This window comes from uncultured Coprobacter sp. (genome assembly GCF_947855755.1).
Classification (GTDB): Bacteria; Bacteroidota; Bacteroidia; order Bacteroidales; family Coprobacteraceae; genus Coprobacter.
The window spans coordinates 130,141-155,058 of sequence record NZ_CANUAR010000004.1; the positions used below are offsets into that span (position 1 = coordinate 130,141).

The following is a 24,918-nucleotide window of genomic DNA, read 5'->3' on the forward strand; positions in this document are numbered from 1 at the left end:
TTCACAAATTCATTACTTTTCGACAATGAGCTAAACGAGCAAATGCCGTAATGTTAGAAAAAATAGCAATAATGAGCAGTGCTGCCTCAAATATATAAATAGGATTCAATAAAGATTCTTCATGTATAAAGCAAGCAGACACACCACATCCTAATGCTCCAATAGCCGTTAATACAACCCGTTCTGGACGCTGCATAAACCCTACTTTACATTCTATACCAAGACCTTCTGCCCTAGCTCTTACATAACTGACCATTAATGATCCGACTAATGCAATAAACGCAATTATAAATCCGGCAATATACCCTTGTGCCATCATATAAGAACATATCCCAAAAAACACAATTAATTCACTATATCTATCAAGTACCGAATCATATAGTGCCCCAAAGGAAGAACTCATTTTTCCAATACGTGCAACTTGTCCGTCTAACATATCGAATAATCCGGCAAACAAAATAACCCCGCCAGCCCAACCGATGTAAGAAAAATCGTTTTTTTCTCCGTATATTCCTCCATAAATTAATATAATGGTTGAAACAATATTAAAAAATAATCCTGTAGTAGTTACGATATTCGGTGTTATTCCAACTTTTACTAATCCATGTACTACCGGATTAATGATTTTATAAATTACTTGTTGAGCCCAATCTCTAAATTTCATTCTTAGTATGTTTTAAATTTAATTTTTACGTTTAAAAGAAAATTTCAGTTCGTGATTTTTATAAACAAAAATACGTTGCATATTATAATTCCAAAAAAAAGCGACTGCCAAAGCTACTAATACCTTAGAAAATATAAACAGATTATCCAAATAATGTCCGAAAATATTCCGAATCCATATTACCTTAGTAGTAGCTTCTGTCACAAGAAATGTTCCCCCGACATTGAGAAAAAGGCTTCCCCACCAAACCAGAATATATTTGACTGCAATATTTATCTTTTTACAATTTTCTGGTCGGAATGTCCACTTATAATTAATGATACAATTGACAATTCCTCCGAAAAAAGAACCCGCAAAAGTTGCATAGACATAATAAACGCTAAACAACTTTGCGAGTCCTATTGTAATAATAAAATCTACTATTGTCGCCAATTGAGAGGACAACTGTGCTCTCAAAAACATAAAGAAACCGTCTCTTTCCGAAACTATTTTTGCATATTTTTTTATCCGATCAACCATCTTAACCCCATCAGTAAAAGAAAACTGTATATTCCGGCCAAAATATCATCCGCCATTACACCGATTCCACCGTCCAACTGTTCCATTTTACGAATGCCTAGTGGTTTAAATATATCAAAAAAGCGAAACAATAAAAAAGCAAACAGAATATACCAGATATTCCCTTCCGGTACGGCAAGTAATGCAATCCAAACTCCCACCATTTCATCTATGACCACTTTTGACGGATCTTTCCCCCATTCTGATTCCATCTTATCGGCCGACCAAATTCCGGCTGCAGTAAAAAGAACTATAAGTAAACTTGTTACTATTAATAGAGTATTAAACGGTATTACATAAAATAATACCGTCCAAATAATAATAGCAACAAGAGCCCCTACTGTTCCCGGAGCGAACGGAGAAAATCCTGATCCGAAACCGGATGCGATGATTATATGGAATAATTTGGCTCTCTTCATAAATCCATCCGATAAAATTATGCGGCTATTATGACTAATCCAAATAACTTGGAGCAGTCTCTCCTACCATATTTCTAAGGGTTTCTTTTACGATTCGCCATTGTTGGAACAGATCATGCACCGGTTGATGTTCGAAATCATGCATCGGACTTTTACAGAAGAATGACAACCAAGTTTGGATACCACACATTCCTGCACGCATTGCAAGATCGCTGAAAATGACTAGATCAAGAGCGATAGGTGCTGCAAGAATAGAGTCCCGGCAAAGGAAATTGACTTTGATTTCCATAGGATATCCCATCCATCCGAAAATATCAATATTATCCCACGCTTCTTTATTGTCTTTACGCGGAGGATAATAATTGATACGCACTTTATGATATACATCACCATATAAATCAGGGAATTTTTCAGGCTCAAAAATATTATCGATAACAGATAATTTGCTGACCTCCTTTGTTTTGAAATTTTCGGGCTGATCAAGTACTTCTCCATCTCTGTTTCCTAAAATATTTGTAGAGAACCACCCGCTAACACCCAACATTCGAGTCTTGAACATCGGTGCGAGAACTGTCTTCATCAATGTCTGACCGCTCTTGAAGTCCTTACCTGCAATAGGAACATTTTGTTTTTTTGAGAATTCCCACATAGCCGGAATATCTACACACAAATTCGGAGCTCCCATAATAAACGGAGCACCTTCTGCAATAGCCGCATAGGCATAGCACATGCTTGGAGATATAACTTCTGTATTATTGTCTTTCATCGCTTTTTCCAATGAAGCAAGAGACTTATGTTCCTCACTCATTGGAATATAAATTTCGGTACTTGCAGCCCATAATACGACGATACGATCGCAGTTATTTGCAGCTTTAAAGCTACGAATATCTTCACGTAACTGTTCTACCATATCCCAACGTGTAGCGGCATTTTTAATGTGAGTGCCGTTCAATCGTTTTGCAAAATTATGGTCGAACGCGGCAGGCATTGGTTTAATCGCCTGCAATTCATCTTTTACGAGATTCAAATCTTTTTCTTTCAAAACCTCTGCATATAAGGCTGCATCGTATGTATTGTCCGGGAAAATATCCCAACCTCCGAATACGATATCGTTCAGGTCAACTAAAGGAACAATATCCTTGATAAGTTTCTCGTTACCGTCTTGCATACGCATTGTAGCCATCTGTGTGATTGAGCCGATAGCTTTTGTCAATCCCTTACGAGCAGCTAATGTTCCTGTAATCATTGTAGTTGAGACAGCACCACCTACTCCCACAACCAAGACACCCAAACGACCGTTTGCCGGCTTAATTTCCTGTTTCATTTCTTCCAAGTTTATAAAATTATGCGAACCTCCCGGGATTTCCCTGAATATCCGCTAGTTTAGATATTATTATCAGTTAATTAATTATTCTTTATTATACACACTCTAAGATCTCCTTAGAAACCAGCAAATTAACAAAATTACTCATTTACGATTTCCGAGGAGAAATTCAAACCTATAAATAAGATTATACAAAAATCAGGGAAAAGCCTCTTTTTACCGTCCTTACCCCCAATTTTTTCAATTAAAATTGAATACGAAGGTACGGATTCTATAATGTATAAAAAAAGGTCTATTTGGTAGAAAAAATGTTCTAAAAAGGACATTGATTTTACCACATATTAACCTGACATATTAAATCAATGAGCATTTTCGGATAGCAAATAAAAATATTTTTATCCATAATGCAAAAAAAAGACAAAAATATTTTGATTGAAAAAACAAATCATTACTTTTGTAGCCATAAAAATAACATAGTTGCATGATGAACACTTTTAGCTTTACATATTTTTATTTCTATTTTTACTTTAAAAGAAAGTAAAACGGGATTTTATTATAGAACAAAAAAATACAATATATTGAGAATCCCGTTCGAATGAGCGGGATTTTTTAATTTTAGAATAATTGATTATGAAAACTTTTCAGCGATTTTACTTTTATTATTTTTATTACTTTATGAGTACATAAGGTGGGATTCTATATATCCGATATATAACAAAATAAAGTATCCCACCTTTCAACGAAAGTGTGGGATTTTTTTAATTAGAAAATTCTTATAAATGAAAAAAGTTGCAATACAAGGAATACCGGGTTGTTATCACGAAATGGCTGCCCGATCTTATTTCACCAATGAAGAAGTCGAGGTCGAGCCATGTTTGACGTTTCCCAGCTTATTCGAGAAAATGAGCAAAGACGATTCTCTTCTCGGAATAATGGCAATAGAAAACACGATTGCCGGATCTTTATTACAAAATCATGAGCTATTACGCAAAAGCGATTTGAGTATTATAGGAGAATATAAATTGAGAATTTCTCATGTGCTAGCGGCCCTTCCCGGTGAAACTCTCGAAAATATATCCGAGATAAATTCTCACCCGATCGCTTTAATGCAATGCGAAGAATTTCTGAATCAATTACCTAATATTAAAATTGTAGAAAAAGATGATACCGCGGCAAGTGCTCGTGAAATACAAGAAAAAGGTCTCAAAGGTCATGCTGCAATTTGCAGCCGTCTGGCAGCAGAAATGTACGGGCTTAACATATTAGAATCCGGTATAGAGACAAATAAACGGAATTTCACCCGTTTTTTAGTATTAGCGGACAGTTGGCAACGAGATGATCTTACCGATCGCCAAACTATAAACAAAGCATCTCTTATTTTTACTCTTCCTCACACTAACGGAAGTCTGTCAAAAGTCTTGACAATATTATCGTTCTATGACATAAATCTCACGAAAATACAGTCTCTTCCAATAATCGGAAGAGAGTGGGAATACAGATTTTATGTCGATATAACATTTTCTGATTATACTCGATACAAACAATCGTTAGAAGCGATCAAACCACTAACTAAAGATTTTAAAATACAAGGAGAATATGCAGAATTTACAGAAACTCTCTGATATATGTCCGGCTAACAGAGTAAGCCAAATCAAAGAATACTACTTCTCGAAAAAGTTAAAAGAAGTAGCTGATATGAATGCAAAAGGGTTAAATGTTATCAGTCTTGGAATTGGTAGCCCAGACCGTCCACCTCATATCCGAACAATAGACGCACTATGTGAAGATAGCCGAAGGGAAGATGCACACGGATATCAGCCATACATTGGTATTCCAGCATTACGGGAAGCATTTTCGGATTGGTATAAACGGTGGTACGGCGTAGAATTGAATCCCAAAACCGAGATACAACCTCTTATCGGTTCTAAAGAAGGAATTTTACATATATCATTAGCCTTTTTAAATCCCGGAGATGGAGTTTTAGTTCCCAATCCCGGATATCCGACATATACATCGGTCAGTAAACTGGCTGAGGCGCATATTATCAATTATGAATTAACCGAAAAAAACGGCTGGTTACCAGATTTTGAAGCAATCGAGAAGAACGATCTGTCAAATGTGAAATTGATGTGGGTCAATTATCCGCACATGCCGACAGGAACTCCCGCATCCATAAATTTATTTGAAAGTCTAGTTGCATTCGGGAAAAAACATAATATCATCATTATAAACGATAATCCTTATAGTTTCATTCTTAACGAAAAGCCTTTAAGTATTCTTTCTGTTCCCGGAGCTAAAGATATTTGCATAGAAATGAATTCGATGAGTAAAGCTCATAATATGCCGGGATGGCGTATAGGAATGTTAGCATCGAACCCTCAATTCGTCGAATGGATTCTTCGTGTAAAAAGCAATATTGATTCCGGGACATTCCGTCCTATGCAAAAAGCAGCGGTTGCAGCTTTGTCTTCCGGTCCGGAATGGTATGAAGAAATGAATGCGATATATCGAAAACGAAGAAAAATTGCAGAACAAATTGCAGATGAGTTAGGATGTTCTTTTAATCCAGAACAAACAGGAATGTTCTTGTGGGCAAAAATCCCTGATCATATAACCGATAGTTCGGAACTTGCGGACAAAGTATTATATGAAGCCCAAGTTTTTATAACTCCGGGAATAGTCTTCGGAAGTTTAGGAGATCGATATATACGTCTCTCGCTTTGTGCTAATGAAACGACTTTATTGGAAGCTCTTGACAGAATTAAAAGTCGCCTTAAATAAAATCAATAAATAAGAATATAATTATGACAGAAACATTAAACTTCGAATCAATTTTATTATCCGGCATAGAAGCTAAGCGCCCCCTTATAATGGCTGGACCTTGCAGTGCCGAAACAGAAGAACAAGTGTTAGAAACCGCAAAAGGTTTGGCAGCACAGGGAATTAAAATATTCCGAGCTGGAATTTGGAAACCACGGACGAAACCGGGCGGTTTTGAAGGTGTAGGAACAGAGGGACTGGCTTGGTTAAAGAAGGTAAAAGAAACTACCGGAATGTACACGGCAACCGAAGTAGCCAATCAACATCACGTATTTGAGGCATTGAAGCATGGTATTGATATCCTTTGGATTGGTGCACGTACCACGGCAAATCCATTTGCAGTACAAGAAATTGCCGATGCTCTTAAAGGCGTAGATATTCCTATTTTAATTAAAAATCCGGTTAATCCCGACCTCGAACTTTGGATCGGAGCAATAGAAAGAATTTATAATGCCGGACTTCATCGAATCGGGGCAATACATCGAGGATTCAGTTCTTATGATAAGAGACTTTACCGAAATCTGCCACAGTGGCATATTCCTATCGAACTTCGTCGACGTCTTCCGAATTTACCGATAATTTGCGATCCGAGTCATATAGGGGGAAAACGTGATCTTGTAGCGCCCTTATGCCAGCAAGCTATGGATATGGGATTTGACGGGCTGATTATAGAATCCCATTGTAATCCTGATTGTGCATGGAGTGACAAAAATCAACAAGTAACACCTGATGTTCTCAACTTTATTTTAAACATGTTGGTTATCCGGGAGACTACTCAAACTACAGAAAATTTAGCAGAACTTAGAAGACAGATTGATGAATTGGATAATCAATTACTGGAATTATTGGCTAAACGGATGCGTATATCCCGAGAAATCGGACAATATAAGAAAGAACATGATATGACAGTCTTGCAGCCGACTCGTTATGATGAGATTTTGAGTAAACGGATCAACCAAGCAATAGATTTGGATATGGACGGAGAATTTATGAAATCGGTTTTACAGGCAATTCACGAAGAATCGGTAAGGCAACAAATGAATATTTTGAATAAATAAAGCGATGAAAATACTTATTCTCGGAGCTGGGAAAATGGGCTCTTTTTTTGCAGATGTACTAAGTTTTCAACATGAAGTCGCACTTTTTGATACTGATCCTAAACGGTTGAGATTTGTATTCAATACTTACCGAATGACAACGTTAGAGGAAGTAAAAGAGTTTCAACCGGAATTGGTCATTAATGCAGCAACCGTAAAATATACAATCGCTGCATTCGAAATGATATTGCCCCATATCCCTGCTAATTGCATTATATCCGACATTGCCTCTGTAAAAACAGGACTTCCGGAATTTTACCAAAAGGCCGGACACCCGTTTGTCTCGACTCATCCAATGTTCGGACCCACATTTGCAAACCTCAGTGACTTAAGTACTCAAAATACGATTATCATTTCCGAGTCCGACCACTTAGGAAAAGTCTTTTTTAAAGACCTATACAGTAATTTGAGGTTAAGAATATTCGAATATTCATTTAAGGAGCATGATGAAACAATCGCCTATTCATTATCGATTCCATTTGCATCTACTCTCGTTTTTGCTGCCGTAATGAAGCCTCAAGACGCACCGGGTACAACATTCAAAAAGCATATGGATATTGCCCACGGGCTTCTTTCCGAAGATGATTACCTCCTCACGGAGATTCTGTTTAATCCGCACACGCCCGAACAGGTATCGCAAATTCAAAAACAGCTGGATATACTGCTCGACATTATAAAACGTAAGGATAGTGACAAAATGAAGGCATATCTGACTCGCTTACGGGAAAATATTCGATAAAAAAACGCGGTGTAATACCGCGTTTTTTTTAAATCTGTTTAAATTCTGCTTGTATCAGTTTTGAGAATTTCTTTCGAGGAAAATCACGGGCTATCTAATAAATGAAAAAGAGAAAGCAAACCGAAAGAAAACGCAAAAATGATCTGATAATATTTTTCATCGGAGAATTTGGACAAGCTCTTACATTTTTAAATAAAAATCTTTAGTTAAAGCAATATATTCCAATGTATATGTCAAAGGAGCTGTCTCTATAACAAGCTCGTCTTCTATATAGCTTACGGGATACTTCCCCCACTCTACTAAAACTCTTTTAGGTGAGACATTCGGACGTCCTTTTATCCAGACTTTCCGAGACACCCACAATTTGTTGCAGACAGCTATACGGGTCAACTGTCTATCTTGGTCTGCGGGGTATATAACGGAGATGTGACCTTCAGGTTTCAATAACCTTACTGCATTGGATACAAGCCCTTCATAAGTTAGTGAAGCTGTATGTCGTGCCATTTGCCGAGAGAGACTTTGGGGAGGCAGAGTATTATCAAAATAAGGAGGATTAGACACAATATGATCATAGAGAGTTTCTGACATTTCCGCATACTCTTGTAAAGAACAATTAATTACTTGTATTCTATTGCTCCATGGAGAAGATGATATATTCTCTTTAGCTTGCAAGTACGCATCTCTATCGATCTCAATTGCATCGATAGATACTTGAGAAAACGAAGATCTTTGCGCCGCCATTAATGCGATTATTCCTGTTCCAGTTCCTATATCCAATATATTCCCATTTTTCGGGATATTACACCAAGCTCCAAGCAGCACGCCATCTGTACCTACCTTCATTGCACAGCGGTTATGATATACGGTAAATTGTTTAAACTGAAAATAATGAGTTCCCATAAATAAAAATTTCAGAATACAAATAAACAAAAAATAATAACAATTTTATGGGGATCTAAGTATTGTTTATTTTTTGGCACACTCATTGTACTATAATATAACATTGATTTTTCAGGAGTGCTGACAATGTATTTAATCCTAATTACTGACAAAATGACAATTAACATATGAAAAAATTTTTTTCTGATAATAATCTGCTTGATGATGCTAATGATAATGCCACTACAATTATGCCGATTTTCGCCGAAGTAGAAGGTAATCCGGATATAGAATGTCCGGGGGTGGCAGAAGTCGATCTGCCCATACTGCCATTGCGCAATATGGTGATGTATCCGGGAGTAGCTCTCCCTGTATCAGTCGGAAGGGCCAAATCTCTTCAACTTATTAAAGAAGCATACGCTCAAAAACAATATATCGGTGTAACATGTCAAAAAGATATGTACGTAGATGAACCTGAATACAAAGATTTGTATGAAATAGGTACTATTGCGGAGATCGTAAAAATACTGGAAATGCCAGACGGAAGCACTACCGTTATTTTACAAGGCAAACGACGTTTTCATTTAGATAATCTGACAACATTCACTCCTTATTTAAGAGGCAATATCTCTCTATTGGAAGAAAAAATGCCCAAATCGAATGACAAAGAATTCGAAGCGCTCATATCTGCAATAAAGGACATGACATTCAATATTCTGAAAACTTTGGGTGAACCTTCACGAGAGCTGATGTTTGCACTAAGGAATATTGAAAATTCTCACTATCTGATTAATTTTTTATGTTCCAATATTCCTTTAAATACCCAACAGAAACAGGATCTGCTTAATATCGACTCGGTCAAGCAACGAGCATTCAGTTTATATACGGCACTGAGTAAGGAAGCCCAACTTATTGAGATAAAAGCAAGTATTCAATCTCGTACGAGAGAAGATTTGAACCAACAACAAAGAGAACACTTTTTACAACAACAGATAAAAACTATACAAGATGAATTGGGTGGAAGCGTTCAGGAACAAGATATACAGGAACTGAAGGAAAAAGCTTCTAAAAAGAAATGGGATGCTTCAGTAGCTGCCATATTTGAAAAAGAACTACGTAAATTAGAACGTCTTTATCCTCAATCTCCAGACTTTTCGGTGCAATATAATTACTTGGAAACATTGACCGATTTACCTTGGAATGAATTTACAAAGGATAATTTTAATCTGAAACATGCACAGAAGCAATTAGATAAAGACCATTACGGGCTTGAAAAAGTGAAAGACCGTATTTTAGAACATCTGGCGGTATTAAAACTGCGAGGGGATTTAAAATCTCCGATTATATGCCTTTACGGACCTCCGGGTGTCGGAAAAACATCTTTGGGAAAGTCAATAGCGGAAGCTCTGAAAAGAAAATATGTGCGTATTTCTTTAGGGGGATTGCACGATGAAGCGGAAATCAGAGGTCACCGACGCACCTACATCGGAGCTATGCCCGGTCGTATTATACAGGGTTTATTGAAAGCCGGTTCGTCTAATCCTGTGTTCGTTTTAGATGAAATAGATAAAATCGGAAATGATTTTAAAGGAGATCCGGCATCAGCTTTGTTAGAGGTTCTCGATCCGGAACAGAACAACGCTTTTCATGACAATTATTTGGATATTGACTATGATCTGTCAAATATTTTATTTATAGCGACTGCCAATAATTTGAATACGATCTCCCAACCTTTATTAGATCGAATGGAGCTTATCGATATAACCGGATATATTTTGGAAGAAAAAGTAGAGATCGGTCGAAGACACCTTGTCCCGAAACAGCTCGAGAATCATGGGCTCGTAAAAGGTGATGTAGACATTCCTAAAAAGACGATGGAGGTCATAGTAGACTCTTATACTCGGGAATCGGGTGTTCGGGAATTGGATAAGAAAATTGCCAAAATTATGCGGAAAATTGCCCGGAAAAAGGCATTAGAAGAAGAATACCCACATACGATTACAATAAATGACTTACATGAATATTTAGGAATAAAAGAGTATTCACGAGATAAATACGAAGGAAATGAATATGCCGGAGTCGTTACAGGTTTGGCATGGACTGCCGTAGGTGGAGAGATATTATTCGTAGAATCAAGTTTGAGCAAGAGCAAAGGTGAGAAATTAACACTAACAGGAAATTTGGGCGATGTTATGAAAGAATCGGCAATAATAGCGATGCAATACATAAAAGCTCATGCCGAGATGCTGAATATCAGTGACGACGTATTCGATAAATGGAATGTACATATTCATGTACCTGAAGGTGCTATTCCCAAAGATGGGCCTTCTGCAGGTATCACTATGGTTACGTCTATTGCTTCATCCTTTACACAACGAAAAGTTCGCCCGAATTTAGCAATGACAGGAGAAATTACTTTACGGGGACGTGTACTACCGGTTGGTGGAATAAAAGAAAAGATCTTAGCTGCTAAACGAGCAAATATAAAAGATATTATCTTATCGGAGGAAAATAAGAAAGATATAGACGAGATTAAAGAAAATTATATTAAAGGGCTTACATTCCACTATGTACGGAATATCAAAGAAGTTCTTGACTTTGCGTTATTGAACGAAAAGGTAGAACACCCCATACAGTTATAAAATAGTAATTGGTAATACATCGGGCGAAGAATCTTTACCCAAAAATTCTCCGCCCGATGTATTTTTTAGAGCTTGTTTAAATTGACGTATTAGGAGCAAGAGAACAGACCGCAAAGAAATTCAAAAAATTTTTGGAGAAAATTCAAACAGATTCTTAACAGATTTTAATTTGATTCTTACAACAAAATACCCACAATAATTGTTTCCTCAATACTACTACTCTAATAAATAGTCGGACAATATACCTGAAGGTATCATTTTTCAGGAAAATGCCCGGCTATTTTATTTCCTCATTTCAATAAACATATATTAAAGCCTGCTTTAAATTTTGCTTGAATCGGATTGGAGAATTCCTTTTGAAATTTTTTTAGAGGATGAAATGTAGGGACTATCCTGATAAATGAAAACGGGAAAACAGTCCAAAAGAAAACATCAAGACGACCTGACTGAATTGCCTTGTTGGAAAATTTAAACAGCCTCTTAGATTTATTGGTTCACATTTTATATATTTGTGGGTCGAAAATTGTAAATAATGAGTGAGAATACATTATTAGATAAATTAGAAGGCCTTTCGATCCGTTTCGAAGAAGTTGGGACTCTTATCACAGACCCGGCAGTAATATCTGACATGAAGCGTTTCGTTAAACTTACCAAAGAGTATAGCGATCTTGAGAAAATTATTAAGGCCAAAAATCAATATGAGAAATTATTAAACAATATCTCTGAGGCCAGATCGATATTGGAATTGGAAAACGACCCGGAAATAAGGGAAATGGCAAAAGAAGAATTGGATGAGTCTCAAGAAAAACTTCCGGTATTGGAAGAAGAGATAAAACTACTACTCGTTCCCACCGATCCCCAAGATAGTAAAAATGCCATAGTAGAAATTCGAGGAGGTACAGGGGGTGATGAAGCCGCTATTTTTGCAGGGGATCTGTTTCGTATGTATTCTAAATATTGTGAGACCAAAGGGTGGCAATTAAGTATATCCAGTTATAGTGAAGGCTCTTCGGGTGGATATAAAGAAATCATCTTTACGGTAAGTGGTGAAAATGTTTATGGTATATTAAAATATGAGTCCGGAGTACATCGGGTGCAGCGTGTCCCAGCAACTGAGACACAAGGCAGAGTACATACCTCTGCTGCATCTGTGGCAGTTCTTCCGGAGGCAGAAGAATTTGATGTTGAGATTAATGAAGGTGAAATCAAATGGGATACTTTCCGCTCCGGTGGTGCTGGAGGACAAAACGTTAATAAAGTAGAATCTGGTGTCCGTCTCAGGTACGTATGGAAAAATCCCAATACAGGAGTTTCAGAAGAGATTCTTATCGAATGTACTGAAACCCGTGATCAACCCAAAAATAAAGAACGTGCACTTACCCGTTTACGTTCTTTTATTTATGATAAAGAGCATCAAAAATACCTTGACGATATTGCAGCCAAAAGAAAGACAATGGTCTCTACAGGAGATCGTTCCGCTAAGATACGTACATACAATTATCCTCAAGGGCGCATTACCGACCATAGAATCAACTATACTATATATAATCTTTCGGCATTCATGGATGGCGATATACAAGACTGCATAGATCACCTAATTATTGCCGAAAATGCCGAAAGAATGAAAGAAAGCGAATTATAGAAAATTTTTTGTACCTATCTTATGAACAAACAACAACTCTTTGAGAACATAAAACGTAAAAAATCATTTCTTTGCGTAGGTTTAGATACCGATATTAAAAAAATTCCGACACATTTGCTTAATGAAAAAGATCCTATTTTTGCATTTAATAAAATTATTGTCGATTCGACAGCAGATCTTTGTGTCGCTTATAAGCCCAATCTCGCTTTTTATGAAAGTTTGGGCATTCAAGGTTGGGGTGCCTTTGAAAAAACAGTACGATATATAAAAGAAAATTATCCGGATCAATTTATTATTGCCGATGCAAAACGCGGAGATATAGGGAATACTTCAGAAATGTACGCTCGCAGTTTTTTTGAACATCTCGATATCGACTCGGTAACAGTTGCTCCTTATATGGGAGAAGATAGCGTAAAACCTTTTCTCGTATATCCAGGTAAATGGGTCATTGTTTTGGGATTAACGTCTAATAAAGGATCTCAAGATTTTCAATTTACGGCAGATGCTTCAGGAGAACGGCTTTTTGAAAAAGTAATGCGTATTTCCCAAACTTGGGCAACTGATGATCAAATGATGTTTGTTGTAGGGGCAACCCAAGGGAAATTATTTACGGACGTACGCAAAATAGTACCAGATCACTTTTTATTAGTTCCGGGAGTAGGCACTCAAGGCGGAAGTTTGCAAGATGTTGCTAAATATGGAATGAATAAGCAATGCGGTCTTTTAGTAAATTCCTCACGAGGAATCATATATGCCGATAAGAGTGAGAATTTTGGAATTGCAGCACGTGCCGAATCGAAGAAAATTCAGGAGCAAATGGAAGCCCTTTTGCAAGAAAGATCTCTAATTTGAATTATATAATATAAGCATAAATATTTACTGTAAACTCTCGCATTTTATAAAAAATATACCGATTTATTTTGTAAATTTGCAGACAGACAGAAAACAAATACATGTTTTAAAATTATTGTAATATGCAAACACTTGACAATTTCAATTTTGCCGGTAAAAAGGCATTTGTACGTGTTGATTTTAACGTACCTTTGGATGAAAATCTGAATATTACAGACGACACTCGTATGCGCGCAGCGTTGCCTACTTTGAAAAAAATTATTGCTGATGGCGGTAGCGTGATTATCGGATCACATTTGGGTCGTCCGAAAAAAGGTCCGGAAGACAAATTTTCATTGAAGCATGTAGTTGCACATTTGTCTGAATTATTAGGACAACCTGTAAAATTTGTTGATGACTCAATAGGTGAAAAAGTAAAAGCTGCTGTTGCAGAATTGAAACCGGGAGAAGTGCTTGTTCTTGAAAATCTTCGTTTTTATGCTGAAGAGGAAGGAAAACCCAGAGGACTTGCCGAAGATGCCAGCGATGAAGAAAAAGCTGCAGCTAAAAAGGCTATCAAAGCCAGCCAAAAAGAATTTACAAAGGAACTGGCAAGTCTTGCTGATGTTTATGTAAACGATGCATTTGGTACAGCTCACCGTGCACATGCTTCTACCGCTTTAATCGCAGACTATTTTACTCCGGAAAATAAAATGTTCGGTTACCTAATGGAAAAAGAGGTAAAAGCTGTTGAAAAAGTAATGAAAGACATCAATCGCCCTTTTACGGCAATTATGGGTGGATCTAAAGTTTCCTCAAAAATTGAAATTATAGAAAATCTACTTAATAAAGTGGATAACCTGATCATTACGGGAGGAATGACTTATACTTTCACAAAAGCTCAAGGCGGCAAGATCGGTAATTCTATTTGTGAAGATGATAAGTTGGATTTGGCTCTTGATCTGATGAAAAAGGCTAAGGAAAAAGGTGTAAACTTGGTATTAGCCGTAGATGCTAAAATTGCAGATGCATTCAGTAATGATGCAAATACTAAAATAGTTCCTGTAAATCAAATTCCTGACGGTTGGGAAGGTTTGGATATCGGTCCGGAATCTGAGAAAATATTCGCAGACGTTATCAAAAAATCTAAAACAATTCTTTGGAACGGTCCTACAGGTGTATTTGAATTTGAAAACTTTACCCATGGTTCACGTTCTGTAGGTGAAGCCATTGTTGAAGCTACTAAAAACGGAGCTTTTTCTCTCGTTGGTGGCGGAGATTCTGTTGCTTGCGTTAATAAATTCGGCTTAGCAAATGGAGTGTCGTATGTATCTACGGGCGGTGGAGCTTTACTTGAAGCAATCGAAGGAAAAATTCTCCCGGGTATTAAGGCAATTCAAGGATAAACATTAATAAAATTCTTCTATTATAGAAAGCCTGTTTAAGAAAAAATTTAAACAGGCTTTTCTTATTATTATTGTAATTTACACAAATGATAAAAAAGGATATGCACAATACTGTGATCCCATTTGATCTTTTCTCCTCCTATTCCACTAAAGATAAAAAATAAATTAAAGATTCTAGCATGAAAATAGAATGAATAAAATATTTCAGAAAGCCATTTGCCTATTTTCCTGAATACGGACATTTAATTGTTGCTGGTATTCCAAAAGATATTCTATATAATTAGAATATTTCTCAGGAGATTCCATAAATATATCTAAAGATTTCTTCACCCAATCCAAAGCAGAATCGTATTGATCGTTAAGCTCCTCATATAAAGCCATATTAGCAGCAGCTTTAGCTTTTCTGTCCATTTTCTCCGTATTTTCGTAAATATACTCCCATAAATAAGAAGCATCTTCATAATTGCCTCTATTCCAGTAAGAATTTGCCTCTTTCATCAAAGGATATGGTGTAACAAAATAAAAACGATCTACATTATCAATATATGGATAGAATTTTTTACTTGCTTGATATCCCGAATAACTCGTTGCATCGATTAAACAATTTTGAAAAGATGGAAATCTGTCTAAAGTACGATTTTCCGTTTCACCATACGATTGCCAAGATACAGTATCTTTACAAGAAAAAACATCCGGCAAATATTTGTCTTTCATATAAAGTTTAAGATCTGCACGAACAGCAATATCCAAATCTCCGAAAAACAGAGCCTCATCCACTTGCCTTAAACGAATAGACGGAATAACAGATAATCCGTCTAAAGACAAAACGGCATCTGCATTTAAACTGTCTTTGATAGCTTGTATTTTATTATTCGATAAAATATACTCCGTCACAGAATCATTCTGCATCGAAACTACCGATAAAGTCCTGCCTGAAGCTTGCTTTAAAGAAGATGATATGCTTTTTATAAAATGGGGAATGAGATTTTCTCTTTTTATTTGCAATCGTTGACGCTCATTGTAAGCGTCAATAATTTCTCCTTCATCTTCTATCGGCGTACGTTCAGTAGTATTGATTACTATGGCTAACGTCCGAAGAGAATCAGGTAATGTTGTTTCTGACGGCCGTAATATTTCGAGCGGTACATAAACGGCTGTTGCACAAGATGCAAACAATAAAACAAAAAGTAAACTTATAGTATTTAGACAATAACGCATAAATATCAAGGTTTATGAATAGCTTTCTTACAAACATACAAATTTATTTCATGTATGAAACACTCATTTTTTATAAAAAAACTAAGAGTCTGTTTAAGAGCTCATCTAAATTTTATAAAAAGATTTACGGAACTGTTCATTCCCACTTAAATAAGTTCAAAACCTCCAGAAAAAAACAGGAAAAAATATGATTTTATTTCATTAATAGAAAATGAGAAACACAGGCAAACGAATCCGTTTACCTGTGTTTCTCAAACAAAATATAACCACAATTATTTAGTAATTCCATTGACAAGCGATCATACGCAGATTGTTATCCCCTATCGTGCGCAAATCTATGAGTTGATTAAATCGACAGTTGATATATACCAAATTCGGACAAAATGAAACATCCAACATGGTCAACTGATTTTGATTACACAGTACCCGTTGTAACAAATAGCGATTGCTCAAATCAAGTGTTGTCAAATCGTTATAAGAGCAGTCAACAAAAGTAAGTTTATCCGTTCCGTTAAGATTTAACCGGGTAAGATTATTATATGAACAAACTAAATCGGTAAGAGCATCACAATTCAAAACATCGAGTGTCACCATATTGTTATCGCTACAAAATAAGGTGAAAAGATTCGGTTGTTTTGACATAATCATTGTACGGATATTATTATCATCCATATTCAGGTTTTGCAAATTAACAGTCCCGAACAAATTCAAATTTGTCAAACGATTATACCCGCAATAAAGATTCTTCAAATTAGTACAACTGTCAACATTAAGAGATTCTAAATGGCATCCCTGAACATTAAGAGATTGTAAAGCAGATGAACCTTGAATATTGAATTCAACAAAAAGATTATTAGAACAATTTAAATTTTTTAATTGAGGAGATGTCGAAAGATCGATTTCGGTAAGGCGATTTTTATAACAATCAAGCTTGATTAATGCAGTACAACCCGTTAAATCAAGCTCTGATAATTTATTGCGGCTGACATTCATCTCTGTAAGAGCAGAACAGTCCGTTGCATCGACTATTGTAATCTTGTTTCGAGAGAGATTGACTTTTTGCATAGCAGAGAAACCATTCAGATTTATATCCCCTGCTAAATCTTTATCTTGCCACTCTATAGAAACTACTCTCCCGTTATTCCATGTAACCCCCTTCCATGCTGCCGGAGTATTAATACTTACGATTTCCAGCCGATCGGCATTGGAATCTCCCTTAGCAGATTTTTGCTGTAAAAAACTTTGCAGTTGTTTCACTTCATTTTTGTTATACTTCTGAGCAAATAGCACTGTGCTTCCCAGGACTAGTGCCACAATTAATAAAACTCGCTTCATAACTTCTTTTATTTTATTAGACTTATTGTCGGTTAATATTCTCTTCTCGATATTAACTTTACACTCATTAAAACAATAAAGTCGAAAAAAAGTTTTGAAGAACGAATTTTGTAAAAAATGAAAAGCAAAAATTACTTTTCATTCAATCTAATCCCATTCTCAAGAATTATAATCAATCTTTGCTTATATAACGCCCCTATGGCTTTTTTGAAATTTTTCTTGCTACAAGAGAAGTATTCGGCAATCTGCTCGGCCGAAGATTTATCAGAGAGTGGTATATAACCTTTACTTTCATGTAAAAATCGAAGAATTTCAGAAGATAATGTGTCTATCTTTTCATATCCTACCGGTTGCAAAACAACATCTATTTTTTCATCTTCACGAATATGTTTTATATATCCTTTTATGCGATCGCCTTTTTCTATATTACAAAATATCTCGTTGTGGTAAACCATGCCCCAATGTGCATTATTGATAATGACCTTATATCCTATCTCGGTCTCTTGTACTACCAACAGATCGACTTCCTGATTTATTTTATAATCAATCGGAAGATTATTCAAAAATTTATTCAGTTTAGCCGAAGCAACGATACGCCCACTTTCGTGGTCAAGATAAGCATAAACAGTATAATAATATCCTTGTTTCATATCGACTCGTTGTTCACGGAAAGGAACTAACAGATCTTTCATTAATCCCCAATCTAAAAATGCACCGACCCTATTCGTCGATTTCACTTTTAAATATGCAAACTCTCCAACTTGAATATAAGGCTTTTCTGTAGTAGCAATAATTCGATCTTCAGAATCAAAATAGATAAAAACATCTATTATATCTCCTATACGACAATTTTCAGGAATATATCGAGCAGGAAGTAATATCTCGCCTTTATCTTCTCCATCTAAATACACACCGAAATCTACTGTTTTTATAACCTTTAAGACATTATACCTTCCTACTTTTACCATAATCTGTTTCTTTTGGAGCAAAAGTAAATAAACTTCAGATATTATAAAAGCTCCTTCACAGGAATATGGAGAATATATTTTTATGAAGTTTTTCAGAATCATCAAATTTTTCTAAAATCATGACGTACGATATGATCTTTCAGCATTTATTTTTACTTTTGTATATAAACCTTAAATATTAGTAAGATGAAGAATCTACAATACTTATTCATCATAGTTTTATGCTATGTTGCAACGACAGGTAAAGCTCAAAATAATAGTTTTACACCTCCTATTATGGGATGGAGTTCTTGGAATACTTATCGTATAAACATCAATGAACAACTTATAAAAAAACAAGCTGATGCAATTATCGATAGAGGACTGAAAGCCGTTGGATATCGATATATAAATATCGACGACGGTTTTTTCGGATGGCGTGATGAGTCGGGAATACTTCATATTCATCCCAAACGTTTTCCCAACGGATTGGAAAACATCGTTAAATATATACATGATAAAGGTCTAAAAGCCGGTATTTATTCTGATGCAGGAAGTAATACTTGTGGTTCGATTTGGGACAACGATCCAAATGGAATAGGAGTCGGACTATATGGGCACGAGAAACAGGACGCAGACCTCTTTTTTAACAAATGGGGTTTTGATTTTATCAAAATAGACTATTGTGGTGCCGGACAGGAATTAGCATTAGATGAACAAAAGAGATATACTGAAATTTATCAAGCTTTCAACGATGTTTGCAACCATAAAATATCATTGAATATTTGTCGTTGGGCTTTTCCCGGCACATGGGCTAAAGATATCGCAACTTCATGGAGGATAAGTGTCGATATTACTCCAGAGTGGGCATCTATCAAACATATAATAAATAAGAACCTTTATTTATCGGCCTATGCACGACACGGTCATTATAATGATATGGATATGCTGGAAATAGGAAGAGGTCTGAAACCTGAAGAGGAAGAAGTTCATTTCGGTATGTGGTGTATCATGAGTTCGCCCTTACTTATCGGTTGCGATTTAACTACGATTCCGGATAAATCTTTAGAATTACTGAAAAACAAAGAATTAATAGCTATCAATCAAGATTCGTTAGGTCTTCAAGCTTATGTAGTTCAACACGAAAAAAACGGATATGTATTAGTCAAAGATATTGAACGAAAACGAGGTAAAGTCAGAGCTATGGCTTTATATAATCCATCAGACTCAATTTGCTCGTTTTCTGTTCCTACTACATGTTTGGAGTTAGATGGAACAATAAAAGTCCGAGATTTGATAAAACATAAGACCATTAATACAAATAAAGAATATTTAGAATATGAGTTACCTCCTCATAGTGCAAAATTTTTTCGTTTAGAAGCGGAAAATCGTCTGGAACCATCACTTTATGAAGCCGAATGGGCTTATCTTCCATGCTATAATGATTTGAATACTCATCCTAAAAATATTCGTTATACTCCATGCGAAAAAGCTTCCGGAAAGATGGTCGTCAGTTTTATTGGCGGGAGTTCCGAAAATTATGCAGAATGGGATAATGTTTACAGTAAAAAAGGGGGTATATATGAAATGAAAATTTTTTACTTACCCGAAAAAGATCGTAAATTAGAAATTAATGTAAACGGGAAGTTATATTTCTTTAAAAATTTAGAAACAGATAACACAAAAGGTATTTCGACTGTTACACTTTCGGTAAAATTGAATCGTGGAGAAAATATAATTCGTATAGGCAGTTCTTATTGTTGGGCTCCCGATATAGATTGTTTTACATTAAAAAAACAATAATTCACTGCTTCATGTTTATAGAAGCAAACGAAAGAATAACTTATCTTTGTAAATTACAAAAATTCTCAATATGATATTCTATTTTTCGGGAACAGGAAATTCTGAATGGGTTGCAAAAGAAATAGCAAAAGCACAAAATGAAACAACATGTTTTATTCCTGAAGTTATGCAAAAAAAAGAATTTTATTATCGAGTCTCGGAAAAAGAAAAAATAGGATTCGTATTTCCCATATATTCTTGGGGGCCGCCTAAACTTATTCTCGATTTTATTAAGCTTATGCAATTAGAAATGAAACATAATAACTATGTTTTTTTTGTTTGTACTTGTGGTGATGATATCGGACTAAGCAAAAACATCTTTGTGAAAGCATTATCGGCCAAAGGAATTATTTGTAACAGTGGATTCTCTGTTATAATGCCAAATAATTATATATTAATGAAAGGGTTTGATGTAGATTCTCCGGTTTTGAAAGACAAAAAATTAAGAGAAGCTGTACCCAGGATGAAACAGATAAATTCATGGATAAGTAATAATAAATCAGGTTTGTTCGATTGTAAACAAGGCCATTTCCCTTTCTTTAAAACTCGAATTATATGGCCATTTTTCAATAAATATCAAATATCGGATAAAGATTTTTATGCCACAGATCAATGTAATGGTTGCAAGCTGTGTGAACAGAAATGCCCTGTCGGAAACATAAAAGTTAATAAAAAACCGGAATGGAAACACCATTGTGTCCTCTGTTTGGCATGTATTCACAGATGCCCGCAAACAGCAATTCAATATGGAAAAGAAACACAAAAAAAAGGTCGTTATTATTGGGGAAAGAAATGAACTAATAAATGGTCGTTCTTTACAGCACAATGATGTATAAAACTTTTTATCTCAAACGAAATATAAATCAGAAGCTTTTATATATATTTGTAAATATGTCAACTAAATCATTTAAATATGAAAAATAGATTTCTTCTTTTATCCGGATTCTGCCTTCTCCTTTTATGTATAAACTCTTGTAAGCAGAAAAAAAATCATCCGGACAAAACAGATTCGGATCAGCAAACGGAATTGACCGATACGGTTATTTTTATAGAGAAAATAGATACGTTATCTTTTGCTCTTTATGAAAACGAGAAAAAATATCATATCAATAATGATACGGCAATGCCGGCCTGCACATTTTCTATCGACATGATTTATCCGGACAGTTATCCGAACAATATAAAATTAAAACAAATACAAAAATATTTTGTGAAGAGTATTTTCGGAGAAGAATATGAAAGTTTCGCCCCTAAATTGGCTGCAGAAAAGTACATGCAAAATTATATAGATACCTACAAAAAAGACATGTCTCAATATAGTCGTTCTAAAAAAGATATCGGTGCATGGATGAATTATGAACTATCTGTAGGTAGTCGTTCTCTTTATAATAATCATGATATATGGAGTTACGAATTATCGACCTATGTATTCACTGGCGGAGCACATGGCATTTACACAACGACATACCAAACTTTTGATTTACAAAAAGGAAAAAGTCTTCTTTTAAATGATCTTATTAGCGAAAAAGACAGAACGGCTGTAGATGAATTGTTGCAAAAGAAATTGGCAAATGATCTCAAACTAACAAATGTCAATGAATTGAGCAAAAAAGATTATAGTCTTGAAAATATCGTCGCTACAGACAATTTTTACGCAGGAAAAACCGGAATTACATGGTTGTACAACCCGTATGACATTGCACCTTATTATTTAGGTCAAACACGAATTACCCTACCATACTCCGTATTGCGTCCTTACCTTTTACCAGAATGTCCCGTGAAACGTATTTTTGAATAACACAGTCTTCACAATAATTATTTTATGAAGCAATAAAAAACGCCAATAATTTTTTAATAAATCATTGGCATTTTTTATACAATCAATTATATAAGTATTTAAACTACTTATTTCTTCAATGCGGCAATACTTTCCTCTAAAGATTTTATTTTACTTTCTGCATCGGCTTGTTTTTTCCGTTCCATTTCAACGACTTGAGCCGGAGCATTATTTACAAAACGCTCATTACTTAATTTAGCAATGACCGATTTTAGAAAACCTCGTAAATATTTCAGTTCCTCTTCTTGCTTTTTCAATTCGGCTTCTACATCGATATTATTTCCTAACGGAACGGCATACTCAGTTGTGCCCACCAAAAATGAAGCTGCTGTAGCATCTTTTTCGTTAACCGACAAAATAGCTGACAAATTAGCAAGTTTAGAAATTACCGCATCATTTCCCGAATTGTGCTGTCCGATAATTTGTAATTCTAACGTATCCTTATTCGGGATATTCTTTTGAAGACGAATCGAACGCACTCCGGAAATTATTTCTTTTGCCGTCTCAATTTGTGCCAATAGAGCTTCATCATAAGTCTCTATTACTGGTAATTGAGCGATCATGATACTTTCCCCCTCTTTACGATCACAGATGTGCTGCCAAAGTTCTTCCGTAATAAAGGGCATGAATGGATGCAGAAGTTTCAGTAAATCATCAAAAAACGACAAAGTCTTTTCGTATGTCGTAGCATCTATCGGCTGTTGATATCCGGGCTTGATCATTTCCAAATACCACGAAGAAAATTCGTCCCAGAACAATTTATATACAACCATCAGGGCTTCCGAAAGACGGTATTTAGAAAACAAATCTGCAATCTCGATACTTGCTTTTTTCAGCATAGCATCAAACCATTTTACTGCGACCTTAGTTGATTCGGGCTGACTTACGGACGAATCTACCGACCAACCTTTTATCAATCGGAAAGCATTCCATATCTTATTATTAAAATTACGTCCTTGTTCGCATAACGTATCGTCAAACAAAATATCATTTCCGGCCGGGGCGGAAAGCATCATTCCCATACGAACCCCGTCAGCCCCGTATTTATCGATCAATTCTAACGGATCAGGAGAATTACCCAATGATTTCGACATTTTCCGGCCTAACTTATCACGAACAATTCCTGTAAAATAAACATTTTTAAAAGGCATCTCTTTCTGATACTCATAACCGGCGATAATCATACGGGCTACCCAAAAGAAAATGATATCGGGAGCGGTAACTAAGTCACTAGTAGGATAATAATAATTCAGTTCTTCGTTCCCGGGATGATTAATACCGTCAAACAGAGATATAGGCCATAACCAAGAAGAAAACCATGTATCGAGACAATCTTCATCTTGATGCAAATCTTCTATCTGTAAGGCAGAATTACCTGTTTTCTTTCGGGCCAGTTCCAAAGCCTCCTCTTTTGTTGCCGCCACAACATATCCGCCTTCGGGAAGATAGTATGCCGGGATTTGATGTCCCCACCAAAGCTGACGGGAAATACACCAGTCCTTAACATTTTCCATCCAATAGCGGTATGTATTCTTATACTTTGCCGGATAAAACTTTATATCATCATTCATTACAGCCTCTAAAGCAGGTTTAGCAAGATCGGTCATTTTTAAAAACCATTGCATAGAAAGTTTGGGCTCTATCACAACATTCGTACGTTCCGAATGACCGACTTTATTAGTATAAGCCTCTGTTTTTTCCAATAGTCCGGCAGCTTCCAGATCTTTTTCTATTCGAACACGGACATCGAATCTGTCCATACCGACATACATTCCGGCAGCATCGCTTATCGTACCATTATCATTAAAAATATCGATACTCGGCAGATTATACTTTTCGCCCAGCATATAGTCGTTGACATCATGTGCCGGAGTGACTTTCAGGCAACCCGTACCGAATTCGATATCTACATAATCATCTTCAATGACGGGAATCACCCGATTTACCAACGGTACAATAACCTTCTTTCCTTTTAAATGCTGATTTTTGGGATCGTTCGGATTGATGCACATCGCCGTATCTCCCATAATCGTTTCAGGACGGGTCGTTGCAACTACAGCATATCCATCCTCACCTTCAATTTTATATCGTAAATAATACAACTTCCCATGTTCTTCCTTGTAAACGACCTCTTCATCGGAAAGAGCAGTCAAAGCTTTCGGATCCCAATTTACCATACGGACACCCCGATAAATAAGTCCTTTATTATATAAATCGACAAAAACCTTCAAGACACTTTCACTACGAAGCTCATCCATAGTAAAAGCCGTTCTGTCCCAATCACAAGAAGCACCTAATTTACGAAGTTGCTGCAAGATAATTCCTCCGTGAGTTTCTGTCCACTCCCATGCATGTTTCAGAAATTCGTCTCGCGTAAGGTCGGTTTTCTTAATTCCCTGAGCTGCCAATTTGTTCACAACCTTAGCTTCGGTCGCAATCGAAGCATGATCAGTACCCGGTACCCAACATGCGTTCTTTCCGGTCATACGGGCACGACGGATCAAAATATCCTGAATCGTATTATTCAGCATGTGTCCCATGTGCAATACACCCGTAACATTTGGCGGAGGTATGACTATCGTATAGGGTTCACGGCCATCGGGTTTTGATTTGAAATATCCGTTTTTGAGCCAATATTCATACCATTTTCCTTCAACATCGGCAGGATTGTACTTCGTTGCAATTTCCATTCTATTTCGTAATTTCTTGTTTTTTATT

20 protein-coding genes are annotated in these 24,918 nt (G+C 36.0%); 11 read left to right on the forward strand and 9 right to left on the reverse strand.

The genetic code is table 11. The features are described 5' to 3' along the window. Position 1 precedes the first annotated feature (1 nt). Genes Q0093_RS04185 through Q0093_RS04200 form a run of 4 tightly spaced genes read right to left on the reverse strand, consistent with a single transcriptional unit; the run spans position 2 to position 2,965 of the window. On the reverse strand, positions 2-664 hold the full coding sequence (locus Q0093_RS04185) for a CDP-alcohol phosphatidyltransferase family protein (RefSeq protein WP_297928545.1): 663 nt from the start codon (positions 662-664) through the stop codon (positions 2-4). Positions 665-682: 18 nt separating this feature from the next. Next, positions 683-1,183 (reverse strand): GtrA family protein, encoded by a 501-nt coding sequence (locus tag Q0093_RS04190; RefSeq protein WP_294177449.1) that lies wholly within the window; start codon positions 1,181-1,183, stop codon positions 683-685. Further along, entirely contained in the window at positions 1,168-1,641 is a 474-nt protein-coding gene (locus Q0093_RS04195; protein ID WP_294177448.1) for a phosphatidylglycerophosphatase A, read from the reverse strand. The genes Q0093_RS04190 and Q0093_RS04195 overlap by 16 nt, the downstream gene beginning before the upstream one ends. 34 nt (positions 1,642-1,675) lie before the next feature. Then, positions 1,676-2,965 carry an inositol-3-phosphate synthase gene (locus Q0093_RS04200; protein WP_294177447.1) on the reverse strand — a complete coding sequence of 430 codons (1,290 nt, stop codon included), beginning with the start codon at positions 2,963-2,965 and terminating at the stop codon, positions 1,676-1,678. Between the two features lie 779 nt (positions 2,966-3,744). On the opposite strand from Q0093_RS04200, the gene Q0093_RS04205 reads away from it, so the two are divergent. From Q0093_RS04205 to Q0093_RS04220, 4 genes are read left to right on the forward strand one after another with little or no spacing between them, the layout of a single operon-like run. Continuing rightward, positions 3,745-4,587 (forward strand): prephenate dehydratase, encoded by an 843-nt coding sequence (locus tag Q0093_RS04205; RefSeq protein ID WP_297928546.1) that lies wholly within the window; start codon positions 3,745-3,747, stop codon positions 4,585-4,587. Next, a complete protein-coding gene (locus Q0093_RS04210; RefSeq protein ID WP_297928547.1) occupies positions 4,562-5,746 on the forward strand; it encodes an aminotransferase class I/II-fold pyridoxal phosphate-dependent enzyme in 1,185 nt (394 codons plus the stop codon). Before Q0093_RS04205 ends, Q0093_RS04210 begins: the two co-directional genes overlap by 26 nt. A gap of 23 nt (positions 5,747-5,769) precedes the next feature. Next, the gene (locus Q0093_RS04215) at positions 5,770-6,843 is read left to right on the forward strand and encodes a bifunctional 3-deoxy-7-phosphoheptulonate synthase/chorismate mutase type II (protein ID WP_294177444.1); all 1,074 of its coding nucleotides are present in this window, start codon (positions 5,770-5,772) and stop codon (positions 6,841-6,843) included. Between the two features lie 4 nt (positions 6,844-6,847). Further along, positions 6,848-7,621: a prephenate dehydrogenase/arogenate dehydrogenase family protein gene (locus tag Q0093_RS04220; protein ID WP_294177443.1), complete on the forward strand. Its 774-nt coding sequence runs from the start codon at positions 6,848-6,850 to the stop codon at positions 7,619-7,621. 180 nt (positions 7,622-7,801) lie between these two features. Here the strand turns inward: Q0093_RS04220 and Q0093_RS04225 are convergent, their stop codons facing one another. Then, the gene (locus Q0093_RS04225; protein ID WP_297928548.1) at positions 7,802-8,521 is read right to left on the reverse strand and encodes a methyltransferase; all 720 of its coding nucleotides are present in this window, start codon (positions 8,519-8,521) and stop codon (positions 7,802-7,804) included. Between the two features lie 167 nt (positions 8,522-8,688). On the opposite strand from Q0093_RS04225, the gene lon reads away from it, so the two are divergent. The 4 genes from lon (at position 8,689) to pgk (ending at position 15,021) form a co-directional block, all read left to right on the forward strand. Then, entirely contained in the window at positions 8,689-11,142 is a 2,454-nt protein-coding gene (gene lon, locus Q0093_RS04230; protein ID WP_297303557.1) for an endopeptidase La, read from the forward strand. 532 nt (positions 11,143-11,674) lie between these two features. Beyond that, on the forward strand, positions 11,675-12,784 hold the full coding sequence (gene prfA / locus Q0093_RS04235) for a peptide chain release factor 1 (protein ID WP_294177440.1): 1,110 nt from the start codon (positions 11,675-11,677) through the stop codon (positions 12,782-12,784). Between the two features lie 21 nt (positions 12,785-12,805). Continuing rightward, positions 12,806-13,636, forward strand: coding sequence for an orotidine-5'-phosphate decarboxylase (pyrF, locus tag Q0093_RS04240; protein WP_297928549.1), 831 nt, complete (start codon positions 12,806-12,808; stop codon positions 13,634-13,636). Between the two features lie 122 nt (positions 13,637-13,758). Next, a complete protein-coding gene (gene pgk, locus Q0093_RS04245) occupies positions 13,759-15,021 on the forward strand; it encodes a phosphoglycerate kinase (RefSeq protein WP_294177438.1) in 1,263 nt (420 codons plus the stop codon). Between the two features lie 204 nt (positions 15,022-15,225). On the opposite strand, the gene Q0093_RS04250 is transcribed toward pgk, so the two are convergent. The 3 genes from Q0093_RS04250 to Q0093_RS04260 all read right to left on the reverse strand — a co-directional run bounded on the left by Q0093_RS04250 (position 15,226) and on the right by Q0093_RS04260 (position 18,542). Beyond that, complete coding sequence (locus Q0093_RS04250) at positions 15,226-16,239, reverse strand: DUF6340 family protein (protein WP_294177436.1); 1,014 nt, start codon at positions 16,237-16,239, stop codon at positions 15,226-15,228. Positions 16,240-16,515: 276 nt separating this feature from the next. After that, the gene (locus Q0093_RS04255; RefSeq protein ID WP_294177434.1) at positions 16,516-17,574 is read right to left on the reverse strand and encodes a hypothetical protein; all 1,059 of its coding nucleotides are present in this window, start codon (positions 17,572-17,574) and stop codon (positions 16,516-16,518) included. A gap of 131 nt (positions 17,575-17,705) precedes the next feature. After that, on the reverse strand, positions 17,706-18,542 hold the full coding sequence (locus Q0093_RS04260; RefSeq protein WP_294177432.1) for a S1-like domain-containing RNA-binding protein: 837 nt from the start codon (positions 18,540-18,542) through the stop codon (positions 17,706-17,708). Positions 18,543-18,728: 186 nt separating this feature from the next. Here Q0093_RS04260 and Q0093_RS04265 point away from each other — a divergent pair, with 186 nt between their 5' ends. From Q0093_RS04265 to Q0093_RS04275, 3 genes are all read left to right on the forward strand, one after another. Next, on the forward strand, positions 18,729-20,324 hold the full coding sequence (locus tag Q0093_RS04265) for an alpha-galactosidase (RefSeq protein WP_294177430.1): 1,596 nt from the start codon (positions 18,729-18,731) through the stop codon (positions 20,322-20,324). A 70-nt stretch (positions 20,325-20,394) separates the two neighbouring features. Further along, positions 20,395-21,159 carry an EFR1 family ferrodoxin gene (locus Q0093_RS04270; protein ID WP_297928550.1) on the forward strand — a complete coding sequence of 255 codons (765 nt, stop codon included), beginning with the start codon at positions 20,395-20,397 and terminating at the stop codon, positions 21,157-21,159. 117 nt (positions 21,160-21,276) lie between these two features. Continuing rightward, positions 21,277-22,161, forward strand: a complete 885-nt coding sequence (locus Q0093_RS04275) for a DUF3298 and DUF4163 domain-containing protein (RefSeq protein WP_294177426.1) — start codon at positions 21,277-21,279, stop codon at positions 22,159-22,161. A gap of 107 nt (positions 22,162-22,268) precedes the next feature. Here Q0093_RS04275 and Q0093_RS04280 read toward each other — a convergent pair whose 3' ends face one another. After that, on the reverse strand, positions 22,269-24,890 hold the full coding sequence (locus Q0093_RS04280) for a valine--tRNA ligase (RefSeq protein ID WP_297928551.1): 2,622 nt from the start codon (positions 24,888-24,890) through the stop codon (positions 22,269-22,271). Between the last annotated feature and the right edge of the window lie 28 nt (positions 24,891-24,918).

Bases quoted from the DNA above. Each gene is read 5' to 3' on its own strand.
- Q0093_RS04260 (WP_294177432.1), bottom strand. From the start codon at position 18,542: ATGGTAAAAGTAGGAAGGTATAATGTCTTAAAGGTTATAAAAACAGTA.
- Q0093_RS04210 (WP_297928547.1), top strand. From the start codon at position 4,562: ATGCAGAATTTACAGAAACTCTCTGATATATGTCCGGCTAACAGAGTA.
- Q0093_RS04195 (WP_294177448.1), bottom strand. From the start codon at position 1,641: ATGAAGAGAGCCAAATTATTCCATATAATCATCGCATCCGGTTTCGGA.
- Q0093_RS04220 (WP_294177443.1), top strand. From the start codon at position 6,848: ATGAAAATACTTATTCTCGGAGCTGGGAAAATGGGCTCTTTTTTTGCA.
- prfA (WP_294177440.1), top strand. From the start codon at position 11,675: ATGAGTGAGAATACATTATTAGATAAATTAGAAGGCCTTTCGATCCGT.
- Q0093_RS04265 (WP_294177430.1), top strand. From the start codon at position 18,729: ATGAAGAATCTACAATACTTATTCATCATAGTTTTATGCTATGTTGCA.
- Q0093_RS04205 (WP_297928546.1), top strand. From the start codon at position 3,745: ATGAAAAAAGTTGCAATACAAGGAATACCGGGTTGTTATCACGAAATG.
- Q0093_RS04280 (WP_297928551.1), bottom strand. From the start codon at position 24,890: ATGGAAATTGCAACGAAGTACAATCCTGCCGATGTTGAAGGAAAATGG.
- Q0093_RS04270 (WP_297928550.1), top strand. From the start codon at position 20,395: ATGATATTCTATTTTTCGGGAACAGGAAATTCTGAATGGGTTGCAAAA.
- Q0093_RS04225 (WP_297928548.1), bottom strand. From the start codon at position 8,521: ATGGGAACTCATTATTTTCAGTTTAAACAATTTACCGTATATCATAAC.
- lon (WP_297303557.1), top strand. From the start codon at position 8,689: ATGAAAAAATTTTTTTCTGATAATAATCTGCTTGATGATGCTAATGAT.
- Q0093_RS04215 (WP_294177444.1), top strand. From the start codon at position 5,770: ATGACAGAAACATTAAACTTCGAATCAATTTTATTATCCGGCATAGAA.
- Q0093_RS04200 (WP_294177447.1), bottom strand. From the start codon at position 2,965: ATGAAACAGGAAATTAAGCCGGCAAACGGTCGTTTGGGTGTCTTGGTT.
- pyrF (WP_297928549.1), top strand. From the start codon at position 12,806: ATGAACAAACAACAACTCTTTGAGAACATAAAACGTAAAAAATCATTT.
- pgk (WP_294177438.1), top strand. From the start codon at position 13,759: ATGCAAACACTTGACAATTTCAATTTTGCCGGTAAAAAGGCATTTGTA.
- Q0093_RS04185 (WP_297928545.1), bottom strand. From the start codon at position 664: ATGAAATTTAGAGATTGGGCTCAACAAGTAATTTATAAAATCATTAAT.
- Q0093_RS04275 (WP_294177426.1), top strand. From the start codon at position 21,277: ATGAAAAATAGATTTCTTCTTTTATCCGGATTCTGCCTTCTCCTTTTA.
- Q0093_RS04250 (WP_294177436.1), bottom strand. From the start codon at position 16,239: ATGCGTTATTGTCTAAATACTATAAGTTTACTTTTTGTTTTATTGTTT.
- Q0093_RS04255 (WP_294177434.1), bottom strand. From the start codon at position 17,574: ATGAAGCGAGTTTTATTAATTGTGGCACTAGTCCTGGGAAGCACAGTG.
- Q0093_RS04190 (WP_294177449.1), bottom strand. From the start codon at position 1,183: ATGGTTGATCGGATAAAAAAATATGCAAAAATAGTTTCGGAAAGAGAC.